Origin of the sequence: Staphylococcus sp. FSL K6-3157 (assembly GCF_038005145.1) — a bacterium.
Classification (GTDB): Bacteria; Bacillota; Bacilli; order Staphylococcales; family Staphylococcaceae; genus Staphylococcus; species Staphylococcus equorum.
Genome location: NZ_JBBOSM010000001.1, coordinates 363,531 through 389,503, shown reverse-complemented (window position 1 = coordinate 389,503; position 25,973 = coordinate 363,531). Strand labels below are relative to the sequence as shown.

Here is a 25,973-nt window from a genome sequence, read left to right as displayed (position 1 = left end):
TATGCTCCTTTAAATTTATTTTTGTTTGTTTTCTGTAACTACTTTATTTTCTAAAGCACCTATTTTATCGATTTCTATTTTTACGACATCGCCGTCTTTCATAAATACTTGTGGATCACGAGCTGAACCTACGCCACCTGGTGTACCTGTTAAAACGATATCTCCTGGTTTCAATGTTGCTAATCCAGATAAGAAAGTAACTAATTTTTGAACTGTGAATACATGATTAGATGTATTTGAACGTTGCATTTCTTCACCATTTAAAGTGAGTACCAACTCTAATCCGTCTGGATCTTGTAATTCATCAGAAGTCATAATCCATGGACCCATTGGCGCTGTGCCATCGACTGTTTTTCCTTGTAGCCATTGTAAAGTTCTTTGTTGAATATCACGGTAAGTTACATCGTTAACGATTGTGTACCCTGCTACATAATTAAGTGCGTCTGCTTCAGATACATTTTTTGCTTCTTTACCTATTACAAAAGCAAGTTCCGCTTCGTAATCCAATTTATCTGAGATAGGATAATGAACAATATCGTCTTCTGGACCAACAATTGTATTATCAAATTTAGCAAATACTACTGGATTTTCAGGTAAGTCACGCCCCATTTCTTTAATGTGTTCTTCATAATTATGTCCTACACAAAACATTTTTCCTGGATTTTGAATAGGCGCCTCTATTTTTACTTCTTCTTTTTTATAAATTAATTGATGATTAAATACATCCGGTTTAGCTTGCGCAAAATCAATTGCTTCTTTAGCATAGTTTAAACTTTCTTCTCCACCTTCAATGAACCCCTTCGCATCTGATGGAACATATGCTTCAGCAATCGTTCCGCTACGAAATTTACCCTTACTTTGTAATAAAGCTTGAAATGCATAGTTTAAATCTACTACTTCATTTTTTTCTGTTAATGTACCTAACCTAGAATAACCATTTGTTTTAAAAGTAATCAGTTTCATAAAATATCTCCCTTTGTTTTAAAATTTAAGTTTTCTTAATCAATAAAAACTTATTCTTTCTAATGGTTTTTCCACTCATGTGATAATGTGTTCACCATTTGTAAACAATTATAATTAATTGTCAGAAAATTGTCAATCTTCCTTTTGATAGTAATTCATTTCTATTAGTATAAAAAGACAATATTTTTAAATATAATTGAGTAAATGTATAGTGCTAGAATATTGTGCTATAATTTGATTGCATGAAGGAGCGTGAGTAATAAATGGCGGATAAAAAGAGTAAAGACTATATCCAATCTTTAGATACAGGTATTAAAATATTGAATGTATTACAGAAATCTAAATCCCCTATGAAATTTAGTGAGATTCAACAAATTACCTCTATTACGAAAAGTAACTTATACAAATATATGAATACTTTAGCTAATAATGAATTGGTCTATCGTAACCCAGCTACAGGTGAATATCATTTAGGAAACCAACTCATACAACTGGGTATGTCAGCAATGGGTAATTTAGACTCACTCGCTATTGTGACACCATACTTACAAGAAATTGGCCGTCACAATAACAATACAGTGCTGTATTCAGTAATCACTAGACGAGGCCCAGTCGTTACAAAAATTTGGCATGCAGAAGGTATTTTAAATATTGGTGCCCAAATTGGTACAGTACTCCCCCCGAAATCTTCTTCCGGTAAAATATTTGCAGCCTTTTTTGATGAAACTCAAAAAGAGTACGAAGATGAAGAATTAAATAAAATTCACAATCAACAAATTGCTTTTGCTGCAGAACCGTTGATACCTACAATTTCTTCTGTTTCTTTCCCTGTGTTTACATTTAATAAAGAACTAGAAGGGATTATTTCAGTTATAGGAGTAAAAGACAATTTACCAGATTCAGTAGAATCACCGGATACACACTATTTATTAGAAAAGCAAAAAGAAATTTCTAAATTATTAGGATTACACCTTTAATAATCAAGGTAAGTCAAATCATTTTCTGTTGATTAGACCAATAATTGAATACATAAACAGCCATTAAATGATTTTAATGGCTGTTTTTTTAGATTAAAATATCATATTAATTTTACTGCTCAGTCCTTTTCTCTTAGTTTTCTAACAGTTTGAATTACATCTCCATAGCAATTAAATATTCTTAATTTTCACATTTTTCATTGTAATTGTAAAAAAACACCTATATAATCACCACTAAAGAACAAAGGACACTAATATGATAAATATGCTGTTTTATTATCATATTTTAACTATTAGTGTTTAATTTCATGGAGGGGTTATATTTATGGGGGAAATCAATACAACCAAAGTAGTGAATAAAAGTAAGTTCAACAAATTTCATTTTAAATTAATTTTTTGGAGCTTTTTTCTTATTATTTTCGACGGCTATGATTTAGTTTTGTACGGTACAGCAGTACCTATGTTAATTGAGGATTGGGGACTCTCCGAAATTGAAGCAGGTACTTTAAGTAGCTATGGCCTATTCGGCATGATGTTTGGGGCTATAGGTTTTGGCATACTAGCTGATCGTATTGGTAGAAAAAATGTCATAGCAATCACATTGGTTTTATTCAGCTTATTTACATGTCTTTGTGGGTTTGCTGCAAATACAACACAGTTTGGCATCTATCGCTTTTTAGCAGGTTTAGGTCTGGGGGGGATCATGCCTAATGTAATAGCACTAGCAACAGATTTTGCACCTGAGAGAATGAAAAACCTTGTCGTTTCAATAGTGTTATGTGGCTACTCAATTGGTGGTATTCTTGCACCAGTATTAGGGTTAACATTAATGCCTATCGGAGGTTGGCGCTCAATCTTTTGGGTAGCAATTTTACCTATATTTGCACTACCGTTTTTACTTAAGCAATTACCTGAGACGTTTAGTTATTTAAATCGTACTAATAGGAAAAAAGAAGCAGTAAATACATTAAGAAAAATTGATCCAAAACTTAACATATCAATGAACGATACGATAAAAGATATCGAAGTTTCTACTACTAAAGTGCCTTTAATGGACCTATTTAAAGAAAACAGGGCGCTCAGTACAATCTTATTTTGGTTAACTTTCTTTTGCTGTTTATTAATGATTTTTGGTTTAAATACATGGTTACCAAATTTAATGATGCGAGCAGGATATGAATTAAATTCTAGTTTAATGTTTTTAATCGTATTACAAGTTGGAGCAATCGTAGGAACACTTATAATCGGAAGACTATGCGACAAATTTGGTTCCAAAAAACTACTTGTGCCATTATACATTGCTGGCGCTATTTCTTTATCTCTATTGTCTTTAGGTAAAGATGTTAATATATTTGTTATTTATATTTTAATTGCAATCGCTGGCGCTGCTACTATAGGTTCACAAAATCTCGTTCAAGCTTTCGTATCGCAATATTTCCCAGCCTATATTAGATCCACAGCGTTAGGTACAGCTTCTGGTATTGGGAGAGTCGGCGGAATGATTGGACCGCTAATGGGTGGCTTTTTACTCACATTTGCATTACCTATGCCTATGTACTTTATCGCTTTTGCTATTCCAGGTTTAGTAGCTGCCTTAGCACTTTATTTAATACCCATGCAACATGCAAGTGAAGAATATAAAAAAACGTATCAAGTTAAAGACGTGCCGAAAGACGTACCGAACGAAGTTAAATAACTTAATACTTAAAAATCTCAACCAATACTGGTTGAGATTTTTAAGTATTAAGTTATATTATAAATTTAGAGATTTAATAAAATCGATTATATCTTCAGACATTTCTTCATTATCTAAAGCAAACTGTATTGTTGTTTTGACAAATCCTGATTTTTCACCTACATCATAGCGATTACCTTCGAAATCGAAAGCATAAACGCAATCGTCACTATTTAGCCGTTCAATTGCATCTGTTAATTGTATTTCTCCACCTGTACCTATTTCTTGGCTTTCTAAATAATCAAATATTTCTGGTGTTAATACATAACGTCCCATGATTGCTAAGTTTGATGGTGCCGTGCCTTTTTCAGGTTTTTCTACAAATTGTCGAACACCAAATAAGCGATCATTTGATTCTAATGGATCCACAATACCATATCTGTGTGTTTCACTTTTATTCACTGTTTGCACACCAATGATTGGTTTACCAGTTTTGTCATATTGATTCATTAATTGCTTAATTGCTGGTGTATTTGACTTCACAATATCATCACCCAATAATACCGCAAAAGGTTCATTACCAATAAATTGCTTCGCTGACCATATCGCGTGACCTAGACCTTTTTGTTCTTTTTGTCTTACATAGAACATATTAGCTAAATTACTTGAATATTGTACTGCATTTAATAAATCTATTTTGCCCTTAGATTTAAGTATCATTTCAAGTTCGCTTTGATTATCAAAATGATCTTCTATTGCCCTTTTATGTTTACCTGAAACGATAATAATATCTTCTATACCCGCATTCACTGCTTCTTCAACTATATATTGAATCGTAGGTTTATCTAATATTGGCAACATTTCTTTCGGCATAGCCTTTGTTGCTGGTAAAAATCTTGTACCTAAACCTGCCGCAGGTATAATCGCTTTTTTAATTTGCATAAATTTTCTCCTCTATATCTAAACACAGATTCACATTTTGCGTTTGGTAAATTTAATATTTGCTTAATTTCTATTGTCTAAGTTGCTTTAATAATTCAGCATAATTATCAATTGCTGTTTGATGTTTTAATCGTTCATTATTTTTTACGCTGTAAAGTGGTTCATCAACAATTTTCATCATGCTTTTTGCAAAAAATGAAATATTATTAGGTTCGGCTAAGTATCCGTTCTGTCCATTTTCAATTATTTCTCGGGGACCATATTTAACATCATACGAAATGACAGGGCATCCAACTGCTATACTTTCCATAATTGTTAATCCAAATCCTTCAAAATCACTTGTTAACAATGATGCTCTTGAAGCTTTAAATTCTGCTAATGGGTTGGATGTATAGTCATTTATCTCTACGTACTCATTTAAAGCATATTCATTTATTAAGTCTTTAATCATTTTCAATTGATCTGCTTCATCTTTTCCATATAATACTAATTTACTTGTGTAACCTGCTTCACGAAATAATTTATACGCCTTTATAAGATGGTCTAATTGTTTTTGTAATCCAAATCTACCTATATAGATAAATTGGTCTTTAAAACTTGATGGTTCACGCGAAGGCTCTGCCACTTCAATAAAGTGGGGTATTACAGCAAAACGGTCATCTTCAATAGAATATAAATTTTGTATATCTTTTTTTTGATGGTTCGTTAACACTAAATATTTAGTAACACGTTCTGAATTTGTAAGTGCATATTTATATGATTTTTTTACATTACTGCCGTCTAAATGTGAATTGTGAAAAACCAATACATTTTTCGTATTATTCGTTTGTTGTAGCAATGCTCCGTCTAGAAGTCTGGCGTCATTAAAAACAATATCTCCATCTTCTAAACGATTTTGGAAATAATATTGAAAAAGCTGTTTTTCGTTTTCAAATGCTTTAAAATGTTTACCGTCTTTATATAATTGAACTAATAATAGTGTTGTATTCTCATCATCAGCAAAAAACTTTTCACAATATTTATTACCTTCTCGATCGTAAAACTTTTCGACAATTTTCCCATAATTTTTAGTAGAAAAATAAATTTTTTTATGCAATTCTCCATAATTATTATATTGATGTCTCTCTACTCTTTTTTTACAATAAGGTGTCATAAAATCTTCGAATTCTAAAATATTACTTCCTGGCCTGAATTTTCTATATAGAACATATGTATCACCATCATAATAGCGAACGACATCACTATTATTTTTTCTGATTTCACTCGTTAATCCTTCAATATCTCGTTCAACTTCCTGATATTCTATTGTGTCACTATTAGAGTGTGGATTATATAATAACTTAAAATCAGATAGCCAATCATAAATATTTTCTACTCTGATTTGAGCATTTAATTTATTATTTTCCACAAATGATTTAATAACTTCATAATAGTTAGGATTATAATTTGTTGTTAATATTGTGTTTGTTTCATTTAAATCGTCATGCATTAATTGAATTCTATTTAACAACGCTTTCGTTCTTCCGCCATGAACTGGTGGTAATGTAGATGTTATTGTATAAAGCACTTATGACTCTCCCCTGACATAATAAGTTGTAATAACAATAGTGTACCATATAAAATGAAGATTTTTATATGAAAGAAAACATTTATTTGAAAAAGCAAAATTCCGTACAATTATATAGCTCATTCATTAACATATCGCTAGAGATTAAATTAAAATAATACGGGAAGATAATTAATAAGAAGGTGAAATAATGTTAGATAGAGAAGAAGTTTTTAATTATGTGAATCGTAAGTATGATGTAAAACCAGATTATCCTTGGCAAACTTATTCGAACTTTGCAGCTTTAAGACATAAAGATAACAAAAAATGGTTTGCTTTAGTGATGAATATTTCTCAAGACAAAATAGGATTAAATGGCACTGATGAAATAGATGTATTGAATTTGAAAGTCAGACAAGAATTTATTGGTCCTTTAAGAAAAAAAGAAGGGTTTTACAAAGCCTATCACATGGATAAATCCAATTGGATAAGCATCAATTTAAATGAAATTAACTCTATAAATCATATTAAAGATTTAATAGCAGAAAGTTTTGAGCTAACACATTAACTCTGTTCATTTTCAGCAAAACTTCACACTAAATTGATATTAAAAACAGGTGAGCATCCTTTAGTTATAAGATGCTCACCTGTTTTATTTTAATTATTTAATTTTACTGTTCTTCTGCTTCTTTTTGATTCGTACGTTTTTGTAATAATATTGCTACCGCTGCTAGGATTAAGACTAAAACGGCGATACCGATAAGTCCAAGATATTTAGCAATATTACCAAAGACAATACCTACGACTAAGAAATCTGTATCTGAGAATGTCGTTGCTGCGCCACCAAGTTCACCTAGGAATGGCAAGAACAGTAGTGGTAAGAATGTAATTAACAAGCCATTTAATGCTGAACCTGCTATTGTACCTCTAATACCTCCACGTGCGTTACCAAAAACGCCAGCAGTTGCCCCTAAGAAGAAGTGAGCTACTACGCCTGGAAGTATAACTACGCCACCAAATAAGAATAAGACGAACATGCCCAAGACCCCAACAATAAAGCTGACAAAAAAGCCAATTAATACAGCATTTTGTGCATAAGGGAAGACTATAGGACAGTCTAATGCTGGTTTTGTATTAGGTACTAATTTTTCAGAAATGCCTTTAAACGCTGGCACGATTTCAGCTAATATTAGGCGTACACCTGTTAATATGATAAACACACCAGCTGCAAAAGTAACCCCTTGAATCAGTGAAAATACAATAAAGTTTTGACCGTCACTAATTTCTGTATGTACGAAGGTTGGTCCTGCAAATAATGCTGCCACAAAATAAAGTAATGTCATTGTGAGTGAAATACTGATTGTACTTTCTCTTAAAAAGCTTAAGCCTTTAGGGAAATTAATTTCTTCAGTTGATTTAGATTTTCCTTTAAATAACTTTCCAACCTCTCCAGCTGCCCAATAACTGATCGTACCAAAGTGACCTAGAGCGACTTGGTTAGTCCCAGTTATTTTCTTCATCGTTGGTTGCGCTAACGCTGGTAATATGGCCATAATTAATCCTAAAATAATAGATCCCGTGATTACTGTCAATGTCCCAGTGATATTACCTACTGACAGTAATATAGCTAAAAAGGCTGCCATATAAAATGTATGATGACCTGTTAAAAAGATATATTTCAAATTCGTAATACGTGCGATAATGATATTAACAATCATCCCAAATACCATAATTAATGCTGCTGTTGTGCCATATTGTTCTAAAGCAATTGAAATAATTGCTTCATTATTAGGTACAACACCTTGCACGCCAAAAGCGTGTTGGAATATTTTTCCAAATGGTTCTAATGATTGTGTTACAACATTCGCCCCTGCGCTTAACACTAAAAATCCAAGTATTGTTTTAATCGTACCAGACGTGATGTCAGTGGCAGATTTTTTTTGCATAATTAGACCTATCAAAGCGATTAAAGCAACTAATATAGCAGGTTGACTCAAAATATCAACGATAAAATCTAGTATAGGTTTCATAACGTTGCCCCCTTACTTATAATTTATAAAATGTTCAAATCACTTAATTTCTCATTCAATTTATTTTGTAACTCTTCCTTATCTAGAATGTTATCTAAAACAATAACGTCCCCTAAGTGCTTTGTATTTTCTTCTAAATCTCTACCGCAAATAAATAAATCTGCCATATCAGGACTCGCAGACATAACATCACTGTGTTCTACTTTAATGTCTGATGGTGCATTTAAATTTTTCAAAGCTTCCTGTGCATTCATTTCCACCATAAAGCTACTTCCTAAACCGTGACCACATACAACTAAAATTTTCATTTTCATCATTCTCCTTTAAATATATTTATTATTTCATCAATGTCTGTTGCTACTAATAATTTATTAACTGTGTTCGAATCTCCTAAGATAGTTGCTAAATTCCTTAATATTTCTAAATGGCCTTCGTTATCAACAGCGCTTAATACAAACACGAGAGAAGCATGATGTCCATTTTCAGAAAAGTTAATATGGTGATTCAATTTCAATAAACTTAATCCTATTTTTTTAACATCATCACTCGGTCTAGCATGCGCTATTGCAATTTCAGGTGCTATTACAATATAGGGTCCTAATTCTTCTACGCTATAAATCATCTTTTCAATGTATTGTTGTTTAAAGTACTCTTGTTCTAGCAGAGGTTCAGATGCAACACGAATTGCATGTTTCCAATCATCCACTCGATCTCGTATCTGTACTTTATCCGATGATAAAATTTCCGGACTCATTTATATCCCCCTTATTAATGTTGACTTACATCACGAATACATGACATGATATCTGCTATGTTTCCAGAAAACAGTGTTGCTCTCGTTGCTTCCTCCATGATTAGCTCGCTAAATTGTCGCAAAGCATTTAAATGTATCTGCGGCTGCTCCGTAGCTAATGTAATAATGATATGCACTGGATCATATTGCTGATGATTAAAGGTCACACCCGTTTTAAAATGAACTAAACTAAATCCTACAGGTTGTTTAACATGTTTATGGTTAGCATGAATCAATGCAATATGAGGACTAATTACCATATAAGGCCCAAATGCATCTAATTGTTCAATAATGTCAGCAGCATAGGCCTCATCTACGATTTGATCATTTACAAGCGGTGATACACATTGTCTAATTGCATCATTTCTTAAAAGTGTTTGCTGTTGTGTCAATATTCGAGATTGTGGTAATACTTCTTGTAATGTTGGTCCTAGCCCTTTAACATCATTTACATATCGCTCTCTTGAATGGTTAATAATTTCATTTAATTGCTTTCGATCATCTTTATTTAAAAATGGTGAAACCCTAATTACTGGTACGCTTGCTTGTTCAAAAGGAACCGTAGAAATGATATAATCAATACCTTCATGTTTTAGCATTACTTCATCTATTTCATATATAGAATAAGCATCTACAATTTCTAATTCTGGATAAATATGATCCATCCTACTTTTTAATAATTGAGATGTTCCTATACCTGATCCACAAAGTAACACGACTTTAATGGCATTTGTTGTCACTGCTGAAATCCGTTCAATCGCAGAAGCAAAATGCAGTGTGATATACGATAATTCATCATCAGTAAAGTCGATTTGGTAATTTTCTTCAATGCCCCATACATGCCTTTTAATTCCTTCTATAATATGGTGATACTGCGCATGAATCTCCTTATTTAAAGGGTTCGCATGCGTCATATCAAACTTCAATCGATGAATTGCAGGTCTCAAATGTACGATTAAACCATTTGCTAATTTGCTATCAGACATTAAATCTAGTCCTAACTCACCACTCATACGTTCAATCAATTGTTCTGTTAATATCTCTAAATCGTCTATTTGTTGATTGAGTTCATTCACTTCTGACGTTTTAGCACCCAGTAAATGTAAAGTAATAAAAGCTGCCTCACTTTTTGGAAATTCAATCTGAAAAATAGCTTCTAATTTTCCTTTAATTTTAAGTGCAATATGAAATTGCTCTGTTTTAGCGAGCTTTTCATACTCTTTATCAGGTATATCGAAAGCAAAATGTTCATTTGTACGATGAAGCGCAATCAAAATGTGATAAATCAATCCATCAATTGCACTTTGAACTAATTGATATTTTGCATCTAATAATATAGAAGTTACTGTTAAACGAATTTGTTCTAACTCTTTATTCGAAAAAAGTTGATGACCCATGTGATGTGTGTGTGTTTGAAAATATTCATGTACACGTGTGGCATAGGCTTTACGATAAGCATTTTCCTCACCCTGAATTACAAACCCTTTATTTTTCTTGTACTCAAGAAACAAATCGTTTTCTTCTAACCAAGATTGAACATTTTTTAAATCTTCAACAATTGTACGACGTGTTACTGAAACCAATGTTGCTAATACTTGGGATGAGGTGGGTTCAATCGATTCAAACAACTTCAAAGTGATATATAATATGCGTTCTTTCTTTGAATAATGCATCGATGTTCCTGTATATTTCGGCTCTAATGTTGCCAACTGAAGCGCTGTTGTTGTAATCTTTATCCCCTCATATTTATTCCGATCAATCGTTAAATCTAATTTATCTTCCATAGTTTCAATGTATTCAAGATCATATTGGATTGTTCTTTCAGATACATTGAACTCTGTTGCTAAATTATGAATTTGAACAAAGGCTTCACGTTCAAGTAAGTACGTTAATATATGATGTTGTCTCTTGCTTAACACATCAGCAACCTCCTTACAGTTATATTGTAACCGCTTTCTTGTACGTGTGGATGTGTAATCTATTTCGTCTCACAATACGAAAAGTTGCACATCTAAATAAAAAATACTATTTTTTAATTATAAAATGCATTGACCTATTTTGATACTTTTTTGTTTATTTTTTAAAATAAAAAAGATGTAAAAGTAATTAAACTTTTACATCTTTTGCTGACATTGATTCACTAGCATAACAAATCATACAATTATTTATTATTTTTTTACTTCTTTATATAAATCTATCATTTCTTGGGCAATATCTTTAAAAGTGATTGCCGTCATTAAATGGTCTTGACTATGCACTGTTAACAGCGTCAAGTTGATATGTTCACCTTGTGCTTCCTTTGTTAACATATGCGTTTGTACATGATGTGCTTCAAGCAAAGCATCTTCAGCTTGTTTCAGTTTTGTTTCCGCTTCATCAAACGCACTTTTTTTAGCTGCAAATATGGCTTCCATCGCATGACTTTTAGCATCACCACTATAAGCAATGAGCGACATCGCAAATTCCAAATTCCTCTCTTCTTCAGTCATTGTTCCACCCCTATTCGCTCATTAAACGTTCAGCTGCACTTAATACGTTTGCGCCGTTCATCGTACCGTAATCCGTCATTTCAATGACTTCTACAGGTATGTTTTTGTCTGCACATTTTTTAGTATATTCATCTTTTTTAAAACGGACCTGTGGACCTAATAACAAAATATCTACTTGAGCATCTTCAATTTTTTGATCCGCTTCTGTCGTTGAAACTGCAAATATTTCACGGTCTAAATCTTGTTTTTCAGCTTCTTTTTGCATTTTCTGAACTAACATACTTGTACTCATTCCAGCTGCACATACAAGCATTATTGTTTTTTCTGCCATATAAATCCCTCCATTTATTATTACTATACCCTATCTGTTAATTGATCTCGCTATCATGGATAATGTGTGGCGTTGTCCACGTATCGCTTTACTTAATTCAAAAATATTTTCTACAGGAGCTAAACCGCCATAGCCTGCGTCACCAATATGTTGAATATCCACACCGCATATTTTATTTCGAATTGCGAAGTCCCTAATTGTACTGGCGTCAGAACTCTCTTGACTTGTCCCTATTGCTGACATGACTAAACCACCATGATGATGGACTGCTTTCACTATGTCTTTTAATTGTGCTTCATCAAATCCTGGAACTGTTCCAATAGATGGTACTAAAATAATATCAGCACCTGCATCAATAAATTTTTCAACATATGCTTTAGTAATTACAGGTTCATCTACACCTGCACTGTGCATTTTTCCGGCTATAATCAATCCTGAAAAATTTGCTCTTGTCTCAGCAATTGCACCAACAATTTTTTCATTAGATACGCCAGTACCTGGATTTCCGGTCATGCAAATAAAGTTTATGCCTAATTTTTCTAAAGCTTTGACTGTTTTCGGACTTGCTTGTCGTCCTTTAGCAATATTTAATTTTTCTTCTGCCATGCTCGCTTGCTCATCTACTGGTTCTAAATTGACACCTATAGGTCTTGCAACAAGACGTCTTAATTCTTTAATGACATGTTTTTTCTCGTCTATGTTTTCTACTTTAGGATTGAACGCGTCTAATCCATTTAATAAAATCAAATCTGCTCCGAATGCACGTGATAGTTCTGCATTTGTTATGTCGGGTGTCACTGGTGTACGCGTAACAACATTCTCTGCTAAAACAACGCGACCATCACTTGCTTTAATACTTTGTTTTAATTCTTCAGCCGTCATTTTCACTATTTCTGAGGCATTAGCACTTAATAATCTCTTAACCATATTATCTACTCCTTTATTTTGGTTCTTCCGTTTCTTTTTTTCCGTTTACTTCTTTATCTTCTAAATATAAATTATATTTCTCCATTGCTCTATAAAATGGATAATAGAGTAAAATATCGATAATGATACAGACAATTTGAACCAATGAACCACTATAATGCCCTGTCGCTAAAAATCCACTGATGATAGGTGGTATCGTCCATGGCATTGCTGTACCATTTGTAAGGTGTACAAGACCACTCGACATTGCGAAATAAGTTATGGTCGCATTAATCATTGGTGCTAATACAAATGGAATAATTAATCTCACATTAAGTACAACAGGCAAACCAAACAATGTTGGTTCATTAATATTAAATATTCCCGGCATTAAAGTAAGTGGTGCCATCGTTTTTGTGATTTTACTGGAACGTTTTTTAAAAGCTAATATCGCAATTACGATGACTAGTCCTATTGTTGAGCCACCGCCACCCATAAATACAAAATTATCAATAAATGGCTGCGTTATGATATGCGGTAAGTCTCCGTGTGGATTGGCTTGATATGCTAGACGGTTTTCATCAATATTTTTCAACCAAATTGGTTGCATAACTGCATTTACTACGTTTGCACCATGGATACCAACAAACCAAAAAGCACTATTAAGACCAACTAAGATAATGGTACCGATCAAGCTGCCTCCCATCAGACTTAACGGTACGCCTAATGTATTAACAATCAATTCATGGATGTTGCCAAACGGTAAATTATCCAATGCGATATATACAGCAAGCCATAATATGATAATAACTGCCCCAGGTATTAATGCACTAAAACTCTGTGCTACTGCTGGTGGTACTTGATCTGGCATTTTGATTCTAATGTTTCTATTGATAAACCACTGAAAAATTAACCCTGAAATAATACCAATAATAAGTGCTACGAATAAACCCTGACTTCCCATATATATTTGAGGTATTGCTTCTTCAGGTACTTTATCTCCAGTCATTACATTCGGTGTGACAACTAAAAATGCTGACATCGCAATAATACCGGCTGAAACCCCGTCTGTATTATATTGCCGGGCAATACTATGTGCGACACCAAAACTTGCAACTAGTCCCATTAATCCGAATGTCCCATTCACTGCTTTCATTAAATATGGTTGAATCCCCTGTGCTTCTAGCCACTCTATCCAGCCCGGTATCGCAATACCACTGATTACTAAAAATAATGAACCAATAATAATCAAAGGCATTGCAACGATAATACCATCTCTCATTGAAATCAAAATTTTATTAGACCCCAATTTAGAAGCGACTGGTAACAAATGTTTTTCTAATGCGTCATTAAATTTACTCACATCAACACCCCATCGTAGATTCGATTTTGAAAACGCTTTCAATGTTTTAATTAATTATAATTTATAATCAATTATGTGTCAATATAGTTGCAACTTTTTATTTTTAATATAATAATAAGAGTATTAAGAAATTATGGTGATAAAAATGAAAGCAAACATGACAAATAAACAGCGAATGATACGTGGCCAAATTTTAAATGAAATATACGTACGTGGCCCTATATCAAGAGTTGACATAGCAAGAAATACAGGAATCACACCAGCAACAACAACTGCAGTAACCGCAGAACTAATACAAGATAATCTCATTAAATCTACGGATATTGAAGTTGATCATTACGATATTGATACTAAAAAAACGTCAGGACGCAAAAAAATATTACTTACAATTTGTAATAAATACAATTACTATGTTGGTATTGAATTAGCCAGAGATTTTGTAACGTTATGTTTAACTGACAATCTTGGCAATATCGTTGATCAGAATATGATTGATATTACTACAACACAATTCTTAAAAAAAATTACTCCAAACTTTATATTGGAAGAACTTAATCATTTCTTAAAACAACATGCAACTTATAATATTCAAGCAGTTGGCATTGCTTTACCAGGTCACTTTGATGAAACAGATCAACAAATTGCTTCGAATAGTGATTGGTCCGGTTTTGATTTGAAAAATTTACTTTCTCATATTGACCTGCCTGTATTTTTAGAAAATAACGTACATTGTATGAGTCTATATGAACATTTACTTACATCAGAAAATGATGGCGAAAATTTCATCTTCTTCCATGCTGTAAAAGGGATTTTTTCATCTAGTATGTACCGTGGTAATTTATATGGAGTTTCCAATTTTTCTGTAGGGGAAGTCGGACATACCATCATCCATCCAGACGGTGAACGCTGTGAATGTGGTCGTAGAGGGTGCTTACAAAACTATTTAGGTGGTATGAATATTATAAATAAAGCTAAAGTTATTTATAGAAGTGCTCAAAGTACCTATCTCACAAGTTTAGTAGCAGACTCAAATGATATAACTTTAGATACTGTTATAGAAGCGTATCGTTTAGGCGATAGTGGCATCGTACAAATTATCAAAGATGCTATGCGTGCAGTCGCAATTACGCTCAATAATTTAACCATGTTAGTAGATACCAATAAAATTTATTTGCATGGTCCATTATTTAACAATGATATTACAGATGTCATTTTAAAAGAATATTTAAGTTACCAAAACTTATACGGTGGATTAGGTAAAATTGATTTTCAAATGAAGTCGTATCAGCCTATTAATGGTGCAAAAGGTGCCTGTGCCCTTGCCATCCACCAACATTTAATTTGGTCAGAAGTATAAATGAAGCCAAATATGATAGTTCAACAACCGAGTCTGACACATAAATACATGTCACAGACTCGGTTATTTTATAGGTAATAGCTGACTAATATAAAATGTATTTATATTACAACTACGTCATCATAAATGAATATATATATAGTTCTTTAATAGCATTTCAACCCTTGCATTCCTTTTACTCCCCCAATTTTTTATATTTTTTAATTGTAACGATTTTCGTAACTTTTATATGCAAGTGTATATAATTGTAATATTACATGTTAGAATTTTATTGTAATAAACTCATAATGTTTATAAATCCACTAGATCCTGGAGACCTGGACTACTTATCCAGGTTTCTTATCATTTAAGAAATAGGTGAAAAGATGAACTTCGTAGAATTAACAGAAAAAGAATTCACTGATTTTATTAATCAAAACTTTGTGCATTATACCCAGTCTACTTCTCATTTTCATTATAGAAATAATAAGAAGAAGGATGTACATTTAATAGGTGTTAAACAAGATAAGAAAGTAATAGCAGCTTGTCTATTAACAGAAGCTAGGGCATTAAGGTTTTTTAAATACTTTTATTCTCACAGAGGTCCAGTTTTAGATTATAGTAATCCAATATTAATTAAATTCTTTTTTGAAAATTTAAAAGTATATTTAAAAACTCAAAAAGCATTATTCGCTTTAATAGATCCATATATTTTAGAAAATATTAGAGATGCTGATGGAAAAATAATCAAACACTATGATAATGAAAAGCTTAAAAATGCATTATCAAAATTAGGTTATGCCCATCAAGGTTATAGTATTGGTTACTCTACTACTAGCCAAATTAGATGGTTATCTGTTTTAAATTTAAAAGATAAGAGTGAAAGTACCATATTAAAAGAAATGGATTATCAGACACGTCGTAATATTAAAAAAACTTTTGAAATGGGTGTGGAAATAAAAACATTGGATATTTCAGAAACCGATGTATTCTTTGAACTATTTCAAATGGCAGAAGAAAAGCATAATTTTAAATTTAGAGATAAAGCTTATTTTGAGGAAATGCAAAAAATTTATGCTAATCATTCTATGTTAAAACTCGCGTATATCAATTTAGAAAATTATAAGCAGCAATTGCAAAAGAAAAACGCTAACCTTCTTTTAGAAATTAAAAATTTAGAGAATAAATTACAAGAAAACACTAATTCTAAAAAAACAAAAATGAAATTGAACCAGTTAACGCAACAACAAAAGAGTTACGAAAGAAAAATTAATGAGACGATTGAATTAATTTCAACAGAAGGAAATATCTTGAATTTAGCTGCTGCATTTTATATATACACGAAAGATGAAGTTTATTACCTATCTAGTGGTTCTAATCCTAAATACAACCAATTTATGGGATCTTATCGTTTGCAATGGGATATGATTACATTTGCCATAAATAATGCTATTCCAAGATATAATTTTTATGGCATTACTGGAGACTTCAGTGAAACTTCTGAAGATTATGGCGTACAGCAATTTAAAAAAGGCTTTAATGCACACGTAGAAGAATATATTGGCGATTTTATAATTCCAATCAGAAAATATTTATATAAACTATATTTATTAAATAAAAATAGACACGTTAAATGAATTAGATTCAGCTAGATTCAAAACCAAACGCTGTAATGGTATTTGGTTTTGAATCTATTTTTGTTCATTTATCTCATTATTTAATATTTCTTGAAAATGGCAGCGCCTTAGGCCAATTTCTGAATAACCCGAATACTATAGGCTGAGGTTGCACCCGCGGACAGCGCGCACAAAAAAATGCCAACAAAGTCATAAACTTTGTCGACATTCTAAACCAATACAAACTTGTATCGTCTTCTGTATATTTATTTAATTTAAAGCTGAGTCATCAACGATAACTTCTACATTCGGATGTTGGTGCAAGATTGAAGCAGGAAGTGATTCTGACACTTTACCATCCAGTAATTGTTGGATTGCTTCTTGTTTATTACTTCCAAACGCTATCAGAATGATACGCTTCGCATTCATGATAGATGCTAAGCCCATTGAAATAGCTTGTTTAGGTACATCTTCAATATTATCGAAGTGTTGACTGTTGGCTTTGATTGTTGAATCCGTTAAATCTACTACGCGTGTTTCACTTTCAAATGATGAAAATGGCTCATTAAAACCAATATGTCCGTTTTCACCGATACCTAAAATTTGAATGTCTGCTGGCCCTGCATCTTGTATACATTGCTCATAAGCTATACATTCTTTTTCTACATCTTCTGCATCACCTTTAGGTAAATAGATATTGTCTTCATTCCAAGTGCTATTATGATTGAATAAATTCTCTTTCATATAAGCATGATAACTTTGTTCGTGATCTGCCGCTAACCCAATATACTCATCTAAATTAAATGTCACCACATCATTTAATTTTGTGTGATTAACATTAATTAATTCCGATAAGTATTTATAAATATCAATCATTGTACTTCCCGTAGCAAGACCTAACACAGCATTAGGTTGCGACTTTATTTGTTTTAAAAGTTCTATAGCAACATATTGACTCGCCGTTGTGCGATCTTTCAAATTTATAACGTTCATATTTCTACCCCATTCTTTCTAATATCACTATATATTTTCATAATTAACATTTAATATCCTATATTACATAATTATCTGTTTTTTATCAAATTAATATAAAATGAATCATGCATACAATACCATTATACGCCTGTTTATGACTGTCGACTATCTAATAGTTCTTCTACTTCATTTTTTATCGTAGTTACATGGGGGCCATAAACAATTTGAACGCCGTTACCCTTCTGAATCACGCCTCTTGCCTCGGTCGACTCTAATACTTTTCTATCAACATCTTGATTAGTCTTTAAGGTCACTCTTAATCTTGTTGCGCAACAATCAACGACATCAATATTCTCTTTACCACCAAGACCTTGAATGATCGTTTTAGCACGATCAGTTGCTTCTACTGTTTCAGCCGCTTCGCCTTCTTCACGCCCAGGTGTTTTGAAATTAAATTTCGTGATGCAAAATCTGAATATAATATAATAAAGCATAAACCAAACGATACCTATTGGAATTACCCACAAGAAATTCGTCTTAGCATTGCCCTGCAATATACCAAATAATAGATAATCAATGAAACCACCACTAAATGTTTGACCAATCGTAATATTAAATATGTCTGCGAGCATAAACGCTAAACCATCTAAAAAGGCATGTATGACATAAAGAACCGGTGCTACAAATAAGAAACTGAATTCTAATGGTTCTGTAATTCCTGTTAAAAATGATGTTAACGCTGCAGATAACATTAATCCGCCAACGACTTTTTTACGTTCTGGCTTTGCAGTATGGTAGATTGCCAATGCAGCACCACATAAACCAAACATCATAGTAATGAATCTACCTGACATATATCTTGATACACCTGAATAATATTTAGTAACATCAGGATCACCCAATTGAGCAAAAAAGATATTTTGTGTACCTTGTACAATTTGTCCTTTCACTTCTAAAGTACCACCCAGTGCTGTCTGCCAAAATGGTAAGTAAAAAATATGATGTAAACCAAATGGTCCCAAAAGCCTTAAAATAAAACCAAAGAAAAAAGTACCAATAACTCCTGTTTTATCTACAAGTCCTCCAACACCAAATATCCAACCTTGCACAGTTGGCCAAATAAAGAACATCACGACACCTAATATAATAGAACCTAATGCTGTGATAATAGGCACAAAACGCGAACCACCAAAGAAGCCTAAATAGGTTGGCAAGGATATTTTATGGAACTTATTATGTAAAAGCGCTGTCATGATGCCGGTTATAATACCGCCAAATACACCTGTTTCCACTGTTTGTATTCCAAGGACTGTACTTTGCCCTTCTTTAGCTAAATTACCGTCTGCTAATGTATCTGTAATAATTAACAAACCATTCATTGAAGCATTCATAATGAGGAACCCTAACATGGCAGCTAAACCTGCTGTTCCTTTATCACTTTTGGCTAAACCAATCGCAACACCTACTGCAAAAATGACAGGTAAATTTTGGAAGACAATATTACCTGCAGATGACATTAATATAAATATATTTTGTAATAGTTCAATATCCAATAAAGGATATGCTTTGATTGTATTTGGATTACTTAATGCGCCACCAATACCTAACAATAAACCGGCTGCCGGTAAAATTGCTATAGGTAACATAAAGGACTTACCGAATTGCTGTGCTTTCTCAAATAGCTTACTCATAATTGATTAACCTCCTAATTACCATAAATATACAAGCAAAGAAAATGATAATCAATACAATTATCCATTATGAAAAATATTTTCAAAAGATACAACTCTTTTTATGTAAGCCCTTCATTATAAATCCCGTTTAGTTCACTTAAACAACAATTTTCTTTATATATTAAGTAATCTTTTTGACCTATCAAAGGCGCTTTACAATCTACATTGTCATATTAAAAGTTTCTCGGCAGTGTTTTGAGCCAATATTTTCGGTAAATAATAGTGGTTGAAGACTATAATCTGTGACTTCGTATGGTGTGCAAAAAAATGGGGAGGGATAGAAATCAAAATTTAAAATTTGATTTCTATCCCTCCCCTTACAGCTATTACTTCGCTTAAAATATATCGCCTAGTGTCACTGACATAATTGCTTTTATAGAATGTAATCTATTTTCAGCTTGATCAAATATCACAGCGTGCTCACCTTGAAATACGTCATCCGTAATTTCCATTTCAGACAAGCCATATTTTTCATAAATCTGTTGTCCTACTTCAGTGTTTAAATCATGAAATGCTGGCAAACAATGTAAGACGATTGCCTCAGGATTCATTGTATTCAGTAGCATCGATTCATTGACTTGATAAGGTAATAACTCATTAATACGTGTTTCCAAAACAGATTGATCTTCACCCATTGATAACCATACATCTGTATAAATAGCATCTGTTTGATAAATCGCTTGATTCACGTCATCCGTAATTAAAATTTCACTCTGAGATTGTGCAGCATAATTCTTAGCTAACTTTTGAATTGCTTCATCAGGTTGTAAAGATTTAGGTGCAGCAATATGTACGTTAACGCCTAATATTGCTCCAGTAATAAGTAAATCATGTGCTACATTATTTCTAGCATCACCTACATAAGTTAATGTTTTGCCTTCTAAAGTTCCCCAATTTTCTTTTAATGTAAAGAAATCCGCAATCATTTGCGTTGGATGCCACTCATTCGTCAAGCCATTCCAAACTGGTACATTGGCATTTTTAGCTAAAGATTCTATATCTTTTTGATGATAACCTCTAAATTCAATACCATCATACATACGTCCTAATACTTTTGCAGTATCAGCTGTAGATTCTTTCACACCTAAGTGAATATCTCCTTGGCCGAAATACTCTGGGTATGCGCCCAAATCATACGCGGCAACACTAAATGCCGAACGTGTTCTTGTAGAGGGTTTTTCAAAGAGTAACGCTAAATTCTTTCCTTTTAAATAAGGATGAGGGATCCCACGTTTTTTCTTTTCCTTTAACTCTCCAGTAAAATCTATCAATGTATTCAATTCTTCTGCTGAAAAATCGCATGTTTTCAGAAAGTGTTCCCCTTTAAAAACTTGTAACTTATTTAAAGCTGTTGTGTTCAACCCCATTTTCATCACTCCAATATTTTTATAAGATTTATATACATAATATACGTAATTAACAGATAAAACAAGTATAAATATACTTTATTCTGTATATTATTGAATTAAAGTTCAAAATATTATCTTACATCATTTGATAAACAGCACTAATTTAAACTAATGTTTTTAACATTCATGCAGTTTTTCAAAGCATTTATGCAATGTGTTTTTTAATGAATCACACTTGTGAAATTTATTTTTTGAGTTATGCACGAATGCACATTACACTACTTTTTTATACTACAATGTTCCTGAACTACTTAACTGACGGAGGTGATCGATTCTGTTAAATGAAATTGTGGCTGTAATCAAACAGATTGTTGCTCAAGTTATTTCTGGAGAGTTCCAAGAAAATTAGTCTTTCATTTCCACACCATTTCAAAACGATTGCATAATTAGCTTTTTAAAATAAGAGTGTCCCATTCTAATTTCCAAACTAGAATGGGACTCCCATAACGATAAATATTTATTTTTTAAATACATGCTTTTTTACGATTATGTTGCTTCTTTCTTACTAAGTTTTGCACGTTCTTCAGGTGTTTTTAAGAAACGTGTCATAATTGCACTTGCCACATATAATCCAAAGATTAAGTACATCATCCCTTTTACACCAATACTATCGTAGAATAACGCTACTAACCCAGGTCCAGCAAATACACATAGCCCTGCGCCTAAGTTTAATATAGCCATCGCTGGTCCTTTATCGCCATCACCTACAAGAGAAGGTACAAGCGCAGAAATTGGAACAAATCCTGCTAGACACATCCCCCATAAAAATCCTACAGTACCAACGACAAATACATTACCTGTAAATAATTCTGGTACAAAATATAATCCTAATGTAAACACAGCACAACCAACACCACCGATGTATGAGATTGTATTCTTCCAACCAATCTTGTCACTCAACGCACCGAATATTAAATTAAATATAATATTTGCGATAAAAATTGTTCCCCAAATATTGAGCCAAGTCGTCGTTGCAATACCTTTGGATGATAAATATATTGGTAAGAACAATGGAAATGCATATTGTGCCGCTTGATTAATTATTCTAACGATACATGCCACTGCAACACGTGGTTCTCTTTTTAATATCGTAATTCCAGCGCCCATTTCTTTTACATGTTCTTTAACACCATGCCCTTTATCTTCTATTTCAAATTGATCTCTGTTTACAAATACAGCTAAAAATGTTCCGATAAGTACCCATATAATGGCTGTCCATAAAGTGAACACATGACCAAACCATTGAATTGCAAATGAAGAATAGAATGAACCAAGCACACTTAAACCACCTGTAAATACAAACCAGAACCAACCTACTGCGGCACCTAATCGTTTTTGAGGTGAACGGTAAGCCACCCAAACTAAAAATGAATAAGCAAACAACGGATAACCAAATCCTCGAATAGCATACGATGGAATCATTAATTCATAATTCATCGTAGGTATCGCAAATCCTACAAATATAATATGACCAACAATATATAAACCTGTGCCTAATAACATAACTTTACGCGGTCCAATAATTTCGACCAAAACACCAGAGAACCAAGATCCAATTGCAATCGTCACACCATAACAAGTCGTTAAAATTGCAGTTTGTTGAACGGATAAGCCATGATCATGAAGATAAGGACTAATCCATGCAAGTTCTAATCCATCCCCCATCATAAATATTAATACGCCAATGTAACCCCATAATAAGGTTGGTGGCATTCCCATTTTCGTTAATTTTTTATTCATATTTAACACACCCCTATGTCATTAAATTGATAACTTATGGCTACTTATACAATTGCAAAACATACTAAAAAGCTAAGTGATAAAATAAATTTTAATTGTTGTCGTTCATGGTCATTGATTAGAAAACGCTTTCATATATTGCCTTTATATTATTGTATTTTTTCTAATAATGCAAATTTATTTTCGTTTCCTTTCGTTTTGTTTCGATTTATAATTAATAATAGATACTTTTTGTATTATTACACCTTCTATAGTACTCTATTAAATAAACTCAGCTATTTTTTTGATATGTTTAATAAATTATTTAAGTTATATATTAATTACAGATGATTGATTTTTATACTGAAAACGTTTACAATAATCATGATTTAATCATCATATGACTAGATGATATTAATTTGTAAGTTAGGGGTTAAAATATATGCTGTTATTAATTGCTTTAAGTGCAGTAATTGTACCGTTTATCTTTTTAGTGCTACTTCGTATGTCAGCTTTAAAAGGTATGATAATCAGTGCAATTGTTGTTACGTTATTGGGAATATTTGTTTGGGGTATGAAAGGTAATGTCGTAATTGCCTCATTATTACAAGGTACGCACAAAACGTTTACGATTCTATATATCTTATTCGGTGCGCTTGTATTACTTAATACTTTACGACAAACTGGGGCTGTAAATCGTATTAATTCAGGCTTCCAGAAAATATCTGGAGATATGCGTGTCCAAGTGATTATCGTCGCTTTCTTATTCGGATCACTTATTGAAGGTGCATCTGGTTTTGGTACACCTGCAATGGTTACAGCACCATTAATGGTAGCTTTAGGTTTCAGACCAATGATTGCTGTAGTATCTGCATTAATCGCAGATAGTGTGGCCGTATCATTTGGTGCGGTTGGTACGCCTGTCCTTGTAGGATTGAGTACATTGAAAGACGCTGACAGTGCATTCTTCCAATCTACTGCTGAACGTATTACTACATTAGATTTATTAAGTGGTATTTTCATTCCAGTTATTGTAATCATTACTTTAGTTGTTTTCTTTGGTAAGAAAAACAAATTAAAATCTATACTTGAAATGTTACCATGGCTCGCTTTAATTGGTGTTGTTTATGCAGGTTCAGCATTTGCTTATGCATTCTTATTTGGCGCAGAGTTCGTTGCAATTTTAGGTTCATTAACTGGTCTAATAGTAGCAGTTATAACTGCAAGTAAAGGTTGGTTATTGCCTAAGACTGAGTGGAAAGATGGCTTAGATGATTCATATGAAACTAATGACTCTGAACACTCAATGAGTTTGCTAACAGCTTGGGCACCGTATTTAATGGTAGTTGTCTTATTACTACTCACAAGAACGGTACCATTTATTAAAGATTTCACAACAAGTGTTTTAGATTTAACTTGGACTAATATAATGAATTTTGAAGAGATTTCATCAGATTGGGAAGTGTTATATTCACCCGGAACCATCTTAATACTATCCGCAATATTTGCGATACTCATTCAGAAAAAACCGTTTAAAGACCTAACTAAAGCTAGTAAGGAATCATTGAGTACAATTAAAATTACAGGTATTACGCTTATTGCGACACTAGCAATGGTTCACGTCTTCATTAACTCTGGTATTAATGCCAATGACTTAATTAGTATGCCTGAGTACATAGCTAATGCTATGTCCCAATACTTAGGTCCAATTTGGTTATTTGTCGCTCCATTCTTAGGTGCCTTAGGTTCCTTTATTACAGGAAGCGCTACTGTTTCAACACTTACATTCTCACCAATTCAAATGAACATCGCAAACGCAATTGGTGCTGAACCATTCACTGTATTAGCCGCACAAATTATTGGTGCCGCTGCAGGTAATATGATTTGTGTTCATAACGTTGTTGCAGTTTGTGCTGTTGTCGATATGCCAGGTAAAGAAGGTAGTGTTATTAGAAAAACGCTCGGACCAGCACTATTATATTGTGCACTTGCAGGTATTAGTGCGTATATCTTCACACTATTTTTCTTCTAATTTAATTAGAAATTAATAAAAAAACAGACTAAGTGCTTTGATTAGCATTTAGTCTGTTTTTATATGTTCTTTTTTAATGCTGCAAAACACTTAGGATATCCATGGATAGCAACTTAAAATTTTATCATCACTTTAGATGATAATTTTGAATTTCCAGCAATTTCAAACGCTTCTTTAAAGTCATCAATACTATAAGTCTGTGTGACCACATTCTCTATTTTTTCATTTTCATCTAAAACTTTTAATGCGTCTTCTATCTCACTATTAAATCTATAGCACCCTCGATATGTTACTTGCTTTACATTGATTGTCCCTAAATTAATAGAAGCTTTTTCATTTTCTATATTACCTACCTGAATGATTGTTCCTCCAATATTAACTGCTTTAAAAGCTGTTGTTACAGCTGGCGTTGCACCTGAGCATTCTAATACCACATCATAATAATCTTCTGGTACATCTTTATCTTTTATATTCAGTGTATCAATTTCACCTAAGTCTTTAGCACGTTCCAGAGGTTCATTTAACATATCTGTAATCATCACACTTTCTGCTCCTATAGTATAAGCTGCACCTGCCGCAAGCAAACCAATGGGACCTGCTCCAGAAACAAGTACTTTTTTTCCTTTAACACCGCCGGCCAAGTTAATTGCATGCATTCCCACACTTAGTGGTTCAGCTAATGCACCGCTCTTTAAAGATACATTTTTAGGTAATGGTAATATTTGCGCTTTATCTACTATCATTTTTTCAACCATGGCACCTTGTTTATGTGGTAAATACCTTGCAGATCCTAAGTATGAGCCGTTTGGCCAAACCTCTGGATTATGAGGCAAGCGGTCAATTTTCTCACCGTAAGTTGCTGGATGCACAGTTATTTTAGTACCTTCAGGCAATGTTTGCCCTTTGTACTTCATCTCTTCAAGTAGGATACCGCTTAACTCATGACCAGGTATTAATGGTTCTCTTATCACTGCTGCTCCACTTATACCTTCAGATAAATAATGTAAATCCGAGCCACAGATACCTACATATTTCACTTCAATTAACACTTTATCTTGATTAATATTTTTATTAATTGCATCAATATCACGTAAGACAATATCTTCTTTACCATTTATATATACAGCTTTCATTTTTT

General features: G+C 32.8%; 22 protein-coding genes. 6 read left to right on the top strand and 16 right to left on the bottom strand.

Going from position 1 to position 25,973, the window contains the following annotated elements:
• Positions 1–15: 15 nt before the first annotated feature.
• The gene (locus MHB47_RS01685; protein WP_340754650.1) at positions 16–963 is read right to left on the bottom strand and encodes a fumarylacetoacetate hydrolase family protein; all 948 of its coding nucleotides are present in this window, start codon (positions 961–963) and stop codon (positions 16–18) included.
• A gap of 263 nt (positions 964–1,226) precedes the next feature.
• Here MHB47_RS01685 and MHB47_RS01680 point away from each other — a divergent pair, with 263 nt between their 5' ends.
• Entirely contained in the window at positions 1,227–1,940 is a 714-nt protein-coding gene (locus tag MHB47_RS01680) for an IclR family transcriptional regulator (protein WP_002511577.1), read from the top strand.
• A 325-nt stretch (positions 1,941–2,265) separates the two neighbouring features.
• Positions 2,266–3,636 carry an MFS transporter gene (locus tag MHB47_RS01675; RefSeq protein WP_340754648.1) on the top strand — a complete coding sequence of 457 codons (1,371 nt, stop codon included), beginning with the start codon at positions 2,266–2,268 and terminating at the stop codon, positions 3,634–3,636.
• A 57-nt stretch (positions 3,637–3,693) separates the two neighbouring features.
• Here MHB47_RS01675 and galU read toward each other — a convergent pair whose 3' ends face one another.
• Together galU and MHB47_RS01665 are read right to left on the bottom strand one after the other, a co-directional pair.
• A complete protein-coding gene (galU, locus tag MHB47_RS01670; protein WP_340754646.1) occupies positions 3,694–4,557 on the bottom strand; it encodes a UTP--glucose-1-phosphate uridylyltransferase GalU in 864 nt (287 codons plus the stop codon).
• A gap of 70 nt (positions 4,558–4,627) precedes the next feature.
• Entirely contained in the window at positions 4,628–6,124 is a 1,497-nt protein-coding gene (locus tag MHB47_RS01665) for a glycosyltransferase (RefSeq protein WP_340754644.1), read from the bottom strand.
• 190 nt (positions 6,125–6,314) lie between these two features.
• Here MHB47_RS01665 and MHB47_RS01660 point away from each other — a divergent pair, with 190 nt between their 5' ends.
• Complete coding sequence (locus MHB47_RS01660) at positions 6,315–6,671, top strand: MmcQ/YjbR family DNA-binding protein (protein WP_002506568.1); 357 nt, start codon at positions 6,315–6,317, stop codon at positions 6,669–6,671.
• Between the two features lie 103 nt (positions 6,672–6,774).
• Here MHB47_RS01660 and MHB47_RS01655 read toward each other — a convergent pair whose 3' ends face one another.
• The 8 genes from MHB47_RS01655 to MHB47_RS01620 all read right to left on the bottom strand — a co-directional run bounded on the left by MHB47_RS01655 (position 6,775) and on the right by MHB47_RS01620 (position 14,015).
• A complete protein-coding gene (locus MHB47_RS01655) occupies positions 6,775–8,133 on the bottom strand; it encodes a PTS ascorbate transporter subunit IIC (protein WP_340754641.1) in 1,359 nt (452 codons plus the stop codon).
• A 23-nt stretch (positions 8,134–8,156) separates the two neighbouring features.
• Positions 8,157–8,441, bottom strand: a complete 285-nt coding sequence (locus MHB47_RS01650) for a PTS sugar transporter subunit IIB (RefSeq protein ID WP_002506566.1) — start codon at positions 8,439–8,441, stop codon at positions 8,157–8,159.
• Positions 8,442–8,446: 5 nt separating this feature from the next.
• On the bottom strand, positions 8,447–8,887 hold the full coding sequence (locus MHB47_RS01645) for a PTS sugar transporter subunit IIA (RefSeq protein ID WP_340754638.1): 441 nt from the start codon (positions 8,885–8,887) through the stop codon (positions 8,447–8,449).
• 14 nt (positions 8,888–8,901) lie between these two features.
• Positions 8,902–10,845 carry a BglG family transcription antiterminator gene (locus tag MHB47_RS01640; protein WP_340754636.1) on the bottom strand — a complete coding sequence of 648 codons (1,944 nt, stop codon included), beginning with the start codon at positions 10,843–10,845 and terminating at the stop codon, positions 8,902–8,904.
• A 249-nt stretch (positions 10,846–11,094) separates the two neighbouring features.
• A complete protein-coding gene (locus MHB47_RS01635; protein ID WP_340754635.1) occupies positions 11,095–11,415 on the bottom strand; it encodes a PTS lactose/cellobiose transporter subunit IIA in 321 nt (106 codons plus the stop codon).
• 10 nt (positions 11,416–11,425) lie between these two features.
• Positions 11,426–11,746 carry a PTS sugar transporter subunit IIB gene (locus tag MHB47_RS01630; protein WP_340754632.1) on the bottom strand — a complete coding sequence of 107 codons (321 nt, stop codon included), beginning with the start codon at positions 11,744–11,746 and terminating at the stop codon, positions 11,426–11,428.
• A 30-nt stretch (positions 11,747–11,776) separates the two neighbouring features.
• Complete coding sequence (locus MHB47_RS01625) at positions 11,777–12,673, bottom strand: DUF7916 family protein (RefSeq protein ID WP_069833127.1); 897 nt, start codon at positions 12,671–12,673, stop codon at positions 11,777–11,779.
• A gap of 13 nt (positions 12,674–12,686) precedes the next feature.
• Positions 12,687–14,015, bottom strand: a complete 1,329-nt coding sequence (locus MHB47_RS01620; RefSeq protein WP_340754628.1) for a PTS sugar transporter subunit IIC — start codon at positions 14,013–14,015, stop codon at positions 12,687–12,689.
• Positions 14,016–14,160: 145 nt separating this feature from the next.
• On the opposite strand from MHB47_RS01620, the gene MHB47_RS01615 reads away from it, so the two are divergent.
• Positions 14,161–15,372, top strand: a complete 1,212-nt coding sequence (locus MHB47_RS01615; RefSeq protein ID WP_340754625.1) for an ROK family protein — start codon at positions 14,161–14,163, stop codon at positions 15,370–15,372.
• Between the two features lie 365 nt (positions 15,373–15,737).
• Entirely contained in the window at positions 15,738–16,988 is a 1,251-nt protein-coding gene (locus tag MHB47_RS01610) for an aminoacyltransferase (RefSeq protein WP_340754623.1), read from the top strand.
• Between the two features lie 249 nt (positions 16,989–17,237).
• Here MHB47_RS01610 and nagB read toward each other — a convergent pair whose 3' ends face one another.
• The 4 genes from nagB to MHB47_RS01590 form a co-directional block, all read right to left on the bottom strand.
• Positions 17,238–17,960, bottom strand: coding sequence for a glucosamine-6-phosphate deaminase (gene nagB / locus MHB47_RS01605; RefSeq protein WP_002506555.1), 723 nt, complete (start codon positions 17,958–17,960; stop codon positions 17,238–17,240).
• Between the two features lie 134 nt (positions 17,961–18,094).
• Positions 18,095–19,633, bottom strand: a complete 1,539-nt coding sequence (gene ptsG / locus MHB47_RS01600; protein WP_340754621.1) for a glucose-specific PTS transporter subunit IIBC — start codon at positions 19,631–19,633, stop codon at positions 18,095–18,097.
• A gap of 377 nt (positions 19,634–20,010) precedes the next feature.
• Positions 20,011–21,042: an ornithine carbamoyltransferase gene (gene argF / locus MHB47_RS01595; protein ID WP_340754619.1), complete on the bottom strand. Its 1,032-nt coding sequence runs from the start codon at positions 21,040–21,042 to the stop codon at positions 20,011–20,013.
• Positions 21,043–21,570: 528 nt separating this feature from the next.
• Positions 21,571–22,824 carry an MFS transporter gene (locus MHB47_RS01590; protein ID WP_002506552.1) on the bottom strand — a complete coding sequence of 418 codons (1,254 nt, stop codon included), beginning with the start codon at positions 22,822–22,824 and terminating at the stop codon, positions 21,571–21,573.
• A gap of 421 nt (positions 22,825–23,245) precedes the next feature.
• On the opposite strand from MHB47_RS01590, the gene MHB47_RS01585 reads away from it, so the two are divergent.
• On the top strand, positions 23,246–24,835 hold the full coding sequence (locus MHB47_RS01585) for an L-lactate permease (protein WP_340754617.1): 1,590 nt from the start codon (positions 23,246–23,248) through the stop codon (positions 24,833–24,835).
• A 113-nt stretch (positions 24,836–24,948) separates the two neighbouring features.
• On the opposite strand, the gene MHB47_RS01580 is transcribed toward MHB47_RS01585, so the two are convergent.
• Positions 24,949–25,968, bottom strand: coding sequence for a zinc-binding dehydrogenase (locus tag MHB47_RS01580; RefSeq protein ID WP_340754615.1), 1,020 nt, complete (start codon positions 25,966–25,968; stop codon positions 24,949–24,951).
• Between the last annotated feature and the right edge of the window lie 5 nt (positions 25,969–25,973).

Bases quoted from the DNA above. Each gene is read 5' to 3' on its own strand.
- MHB47_RS01655 (WP_340754641.1), bottom strand. From the start codon at position 8,133: ATGAAACCTATACTAGATTTTATCGTTGATATTTTGAGTCAACCTGCT.
- MHB47_RS01635 (WP_340754635.1), bottom strand. From the start codon at position 11,415: ATGACTGAAGAAGAGAGGAATTTGGAATTTGCGATGTCGCTCATTGCT.
- MHB47_RS01685 (WP_340754650.1), bottom strand. From the start codon at position 963: ATGAAACTGATTACTTTTAAAACAAATGGTTATTCTAGGTTAGGTACA.
- galU (WP_340754646.1), bottom strand. From the start codon at position 4,557: ATGCAAATTAAAAAAGCGATTATACCTGCGGCAGGTTTAGGTACAAGA.
- nagB (WP_002506555.1), bottom strand. From the start codon at position 17,960: ATGAACGTTATAAATTTGAAAGATCGCACAACGGCGAGTCAATATGTT.
- MHB47_RS01650 (WP_002506566.1), bottom strand. From the start codon at position 8,441: ATGAAAATTTTAGTTGTATGTGGTCACGGTTTAGGAAGTAGCTTTATG.
- MHB47_RS01680 (WP_002511577.1), top strand. From the start codon at position 1,227: ATGGCGGATAAAAAGAGTAAAGACTATATCCAATCTTTAGATACAGGT.
- MHB47_RS01630 (WP_340754632.1), bottom strand. From the start codon at position 11,746: ATGGCAGAAAAAACAATAATGCTTGTATGTGCAGCTGGAATGAGTACA.
- MHB47_RS01675 (WP_340754648.1), top strand. From the start codon at position 2,266: ATGGGGGAAATCAATACAACCAAAGTAGTGAATAAAAGTAAGTTCAAC.
- MHB47_RS01590 (WP_002506552.1), bottom strand. From the start codon at position 22,824: ATGAATAAAAAATTAACGAAAATGGGAATGCCACCAACCTTATTATGG.
- MHB47_RS01660 (WP_002506568.1), top strand. From the start codon at position 6,315: ATGTTAGATAGAGAAGAAGTTTTTAATTATGTGAATCGTAAGTATGAT.
- MHB47_RS01610 (WP_340754623.1), top strand. From the start codon at position 15,738: ATGAACTTCGTAGAATTAACAGAAAAAGAATTCACTGATTTTATTAAT.
- MHB47_RS01615 (WP_340754625.1), top strand. From the start codon at position 14,161: ATGAAAGCAAACATGACAAATAAACAGCGAATGATACGTGGCCAAATT.
- ptsG (WP_340754621.1), bottom strand. From the start codon at position 19,633: ATGAGTAAGCTATTTGAGAAAGCACAGCAATTCGGTAAGTCCTTTATG.
- MHB47_RS01625 (WP_069833127.1), bottom strand. From the start codon at position 12,673: ATGGTTAAGAGATTATTAAGTGCTAATGCCTCAGAAATAGTGAAAATG.
- MHB47_RS01580 (WP_340754615.1), bottom strand. From the start codon at position 25,968: ATGAAAGCTGTATATATAAATGGTAAAGAAGATATTGTCTTACGTGAT.
- MHB47_RS01645 (WP_340754638.1), bottom strand. From the start codon at position 8,887: ATGAGTCCGGAAATTTTATCATCGGATAAAGTACAGATACGAGATCGA.
- argF (WP_340754619.1), bottom strand. From the start codon at position 21,042: ATGGGGTTGAACACAACAGCTTTAAATAAGTTACAAGTTTTTAAAGGG.
- MHB47_RS01585 (WP_340754617.1), top strand. From the start codon at position 23,246: ATGCTGTTATTAATTGCTTTAAGTGCAGTAATTGTACCGTTTATCTTT.